Here is a 4,710-nt window from a genome sequence, read left to right on the forward strand (position 1 = left end):
GTGCGATCGGCACCGGGGCGACCGGCGGCGCCGGTGGCGCCGGCGGTGCCGGGTCGGCTGCTGACGGCACCACCGCGGGCAACGGCGGTGGCGGCGGTGGCGGCGGTGGCGGCGCCATCATCAGCGCCACCAACGGCGGCACCGTGGCAGCCACCGCGACGGCGACCGGTGGTGCCGGTGCTGCGGGCAGTGCCGGAACCGGCGTTACCGGTGGAACCGGTGGTGCCGCGGCGATCTCGGCCGACGGCACGGGCAGCACCGCGGGTGGAAGCGCGACCGGCGGTGCCGGTTCAACCGGTGTCGACGGCGGCGCGGGTGGTGCGGGCGGTAACGCCGCGATCACCGCGACCGGCGGCGGCTCGTCGGCGGGCACCGCTCTCGGCGGCAACGCGGGCGTCGGCCACGGCGCGGGCAGCATCGGCGGGTCCGGCGGCGACGCGGGCATCACCAGCAACTACACCGGGCACGGCTACGGCGGCAACGGCGGCGGTACGGCTAACGGCACCGTCACCGGTGGTCTCGGCGGCAACGGCTACAGCGGTGGCACCGGCGGCGTCGGTGGCGCTGGTCAGATCATGGCCGGTGGGACCGGAGCCAGCGCCTCCGGAACCGCCACCGGTGGTCTCGGCGGCAACGCGGACGGTGCCGGCAGTGTCGGCGGCAACGGCGGTACCGGTGCGGTTGCGGCTCTCAATGACGGAGCGAAGGTCTCCGACAGCACCGGAATCGGTGGCAATGGTGGTGACGGCACCGACGGTGGCGCCGGCGCTAACGGCGGCCTCGGCTGGGTGCGCGCCATGGGTGAGGACAGCAGCGTGACCGGCAGCACCGCAACGGCCGGTAACGGTGGCGACGGCGACGGTTCGGGCATCCACGGTGGTGCGGGTGGTCAGTCTCGGGTCGAGGCCAACTCGACCGGCGGCGAGATCACCAACGGCACGGCTCACAGCGGTAACGGCGGCGACGGCCACGATGGCGTGAACGGCGCTGCCGGTGGCCGCGCCAGCGTCGAGACCGGCAACGAGGGCCAGCAGGCCACCAACGTCGGCGGTGTCGTCAAGGACAGCACTGCAACCGCCGGCAACAGCGACGGCAGCAACGCCGGTGGTTTGGCGAAGGTGACCGCCGCCGGCAAGGCCGGTGACGACGCGACCACGGTCACCGGCAGTTCGGCGACCGGTGGCAACGCCGGCGATGGCGGCGCGGGCGGCTTCGGTCTGCTGCAGGCCGAAAACGGCGGCACCATCACCGACTCCTCCGCGACCGGCACCGCCGGCAGCGACTCCGCGGCCGGCGGTAGCGCGACTGTCAACGCCACCGGCGCTGACACTTCCATCGCCAATACTGACGCCACCGGTGGTGCGGCGGGCACCGGCGACGCCAACGGCGGCACCGGTGGTAACGGTGGCGCCGTAAATGTCACGGCGATGAGTGGTGGTCAGGTCACCGGAAACGGTGGCGCTGCAAGCACGGTGACCGGCGGCAACGGCGGTAACGGGACCGACGGCGGGGCCGGCGGTGCCGGTGGCGCTGGCCTGCTGGAGGCTCAGCGTGGTGGCACCGTCTACGGCGAGTCGACCGGCGGTAACGGCGGTGACGCCGACGGTGCCGGTGCTAAGGGCGGCGACGCTGGGAACGGCAACATCTGGGCGGGTCGGCCGTACGTTACCGACACTGGTGGACTGGCACACGGCACCTCCCTCGGTGGCGACGGCGGTGCCGCCTCGGGCGCCAACTCCGTCGGCGGACACGGCAGCACCGGCAGCATCGGGGCGACTGGTCAGGGCGCGGAGGCCAGCGGTTCCGCCACCGGCGGTAGCGGCGGCGAGGGTCTCGACGGCGGCAAGGGCGGCAGCGGTGTCTACAACAACGCGCCTTCGCAGATCACTGCGCTGGGCAAGGATGCCACCGCCACCAACAACACCGTCGGCGGCGGCACGGCAGGCAACGGCACCGGTGCCGATGGTGTCGGCGGCTCCGGCGGCTACGTCCACGTCGGTGCGACCGATGGAGGGTCGTACACCGGCGGTCACTCGACTGCGGGTGACGGCGGCGACGGCAACGGCGTCAACAACAGCAGTGTGTTCGGCCCGGGCACCGGTGGTTCCGTTGAGAACATCAACGGAACGGGTCAGTCCGACAGTGATCTGACCGCCGACGGCCAGAACGGTACGAACCTGCCGGCGACGCCGTAGTTAGGGGACGCGCGGCCGGGTCGGCTCACGCTGACCGGATGAGAGCTTGGGGCCCGCATGCTTCCGCATGCGGGCCCCAAGCCCCATCTCCGCGCTTGAGCCCGCTAACCTCCCGGCCTGAACGTGTACGTCTCGCCGTGTGCCAAGCCGACGAACCGGGTCCTGGTGTCGGAGGCTGCCGTCGCGGCCGGACTGGAAGACCGCAGGTGCACGACAGTAACGGACCTCCGGCTGCGTATCACGGCTCCCCGGTCACAGCTCAAGGTGCAGCCGCAACGCGTCGTCAACTTGCCTGAGCTCGACGGATGGCACCCGGCCGATCCGTCGGCACAGTCGTTCGACCGCCACCGAACGCACCTGTTCGGCCTGCGCCTTCGAGTCGACGGGAAGGCCGGTCGTCACCGCTGCAGCAGCACCTGAAACGGGTAAACGTTCGTGACGTTGCCGGTGAGCGGGACAACGGTCACCACGCCCCGGCCGAGTCGGGTGGCCGCAGCATTGGCTCGGTCGCTGCTGACGATGACGGCCAGGCGATGATCGAAGTCCACCTGTCAGCTGTCACAGCACCACATCGGCGATCCCGTCGGCGGCGGCCCGGTCCCAGTTCTCGGCGGCACTGTCCGTTGACCACTCCGACCAGGCCCGGTCGTGGTCGTCACGGTCTCGACCTCCGGGCATGACCGGATCTCGTATGCCAGCGCTCAGGGCGGTAACGGCGCCGACGGCTCCGCTAATGGTGCCCGCGAGGTGGGCGTGAACGCTCAGAACGGCAGCAGCATCACCGGTACTGCTACCGCGGGCAGCAGTGCGGTCGGTGGTGACGCCGGCGCCGGCGGCGCAGGTTCGGCGGCATCGCTGATTGCCAACGGTGGCGGCACGATCGCCAGCAGTACCGCTACCGCGGGTGACAGCAACGACACCGCGGCCGGTGGTGCAGCAAGCGTCTCGGTGACCGGCACCGACGGCAGCGTCACCGACGTCAACGTGGCCGGCGGTGGTGCGGGCACCGGTGATGCAAACGGTGGCACCGGCGGTGCGGGTGGGGCGGCGAGCGCCGCGGCCAACACCGGCGGAATCCTCAAGGACGGCACCGTGACCGGCGGCAACGGCGGCGACGGCGGAGCCACCGGCACCCCGGGCACGCCCGGTGAGGCCGGCACCGGCCTGGTCCCGTCGAAGCCCTGACCGAATAGTCCGAGGGGACAGCAGCAGCCCCACACGCCACCGGCGTGTGGGGCTGCTCCTTTTGGTGCGCCCGACGACATCCAGCCGACCCCCGTTGTCGCGCGCAGGCGGGCACACGGGCACATCCCTGGCCCCGGTGACGCCTGAGGCATGTGTGACCAACATCAGCGCCTATAGCTGCTCTTGACCAGACTCTCGAGCTTCCAATTGTCTGTGAAACTGCCTAGAAATATCTGCCCGCCGGGTGGCCCTCAGGTGTCGGTTGGCTCATGGCCAGGACAGTCGCCACAGCGGCACTGGCCGCGGTGACCCACGCGCCACTGGGGCGCCAACGAGGCGGTTCGACGGTGGGCGACAAGAAATATTTTCCAACCGTCCAGGATGGACCTGGCTCGACAACATACCGATGACCATCGCACCGTGTCTCTGTAACCGGTTTGGTCATTCACTTCCATTTGGGCCGGTAGATCGGTTGGTTAGTGTAACGAGCAAGTCGGGTGGCGGTTCCGTCGGCGAGGGGTCCGGGCCGGTGCCGTATCGGCGACCAGGGCTCCACGTGAGTTCACAGCGTGAAACAGGGGTTGACCTGTCGGCCGTCGTGATTGACATAAGCGTCCGTTAGGAATTTCACGCCGTCGTCCGGTGTGCGTACAGCAAGGGGAGATCAATGTCGCTTCATCGGGGTGGCTCGGGCCGATCGCACGAGTCGGGTGCCGGCAAGAGCCGGCGGGGGCGGCGTGTCGCCGCCTCGGGCAGCGCGGTCGCAGCGTTCCTCGCCTTCGGGCTGACGCCCCTGGCGGGCGCGCCGGCGCAGGCCGATCTGGAAGACCTGTTCACGATCATCGACGCTGATCTGTTCGGCACCGCGGCCGATCCGGTGAACCTGTTCGACCCCGCCGATGTGATGGCCGCGTTCACCAACCTGCACACCGGCCTCGAAGGCTGGCTGGCCGACCCGTCCAACGCCGCGCTGATCGACCAGATCAACCAGCCGTGGGAGCAGTTGTTCGGCCGCGACCTGATCGGCAACGGCGTCGACGGCTTCACCGGCGCGAACACCTCGCTCCTGGGCTGGATGGGGTTGGGCAACCTGGGCGACGGCGGCTTCCTGTTCGGTGACGGTGGCACCGGTGCCGCCGGCGCGACCGGTGGCGACGCCGGCATGTTCGGTGACGGCGGCGCCGGCGGTGAAGGCGTCGCCGCGACGGCGACCTCGGATGCCGGTGCCGGTGGCACCGGTGGTGCCGGTGGCTGGCTGTACGGCGACGGCGGTGCCGGCGGTCAGGGTGGTACCGGCCTCGCCGGGACGACGGGCACCGCGGACGACGCC

At 70.8% G+C, this 4,710-nt stretch carries 2 protein-coding genes and 2 pseudogenes; 3 read left to right on the forward strand and 1 reads right to left on the reverse strand.

Features of this window, described 5'->3' with window-relative positions; genetic code table 11:
* The coding region (locus tag KIH27_RS21905; RefSeq protein WP_372451451.1) for a beta strand repeat-containing protein at positions 1-2,195 on the forward strand (2,195 nt) is incomplete at its 5' end.
* Between the two features lie 252 nt (positions 2,196-2,447).
* Here the strand turns inward: KIH27_RS21905 and KIH27_RS21910 are convergent.
* Positions 2,448-2,743 (reverse strand): annotated as a pseudogene (locus KIH27_RS21910) (type II toxin-antitoxin system PemK/MazF family toxin).
* A gap of 199 nt (positions 2,744-2,942) precedes the next feature.
* On the opposite strand from KIH27_RS21910, the gene KIH27_RS21915 reads away from it, so the two are divergent.
* Both KIH27_RS21915 and KIH27_RS23120 read left to right on the forward strand, forming a co-directional pair.
* Entirely contained in the window at positions 2,943-3,380 is a 438-nt protein-coding gene (locus KIH27_RS21915) for a hypothetical protein (RefSeq protein ID WP_214095066.1), read from the forward strand.
* A gap of 667 nt (positions 3,381-4,047) precedes the next feature.
* A pseudogene (locus KIH27_RS23120) lies at positions 4,048-4,710 on the forward strand (hypothetical protein); the annotation flags it as partial.

The sequence above is a fragment of the Mycolicibacter acidiphilus genome (genome assembly GCF_018455725.1).
Classification (GTDB): domain Bacteria; phylum Actinomycetota; class Actinomycetes; order Mycobacteriales; family Mycobacteriaceae; genus Mycobacterium; species Mycobacterium acidiphilum.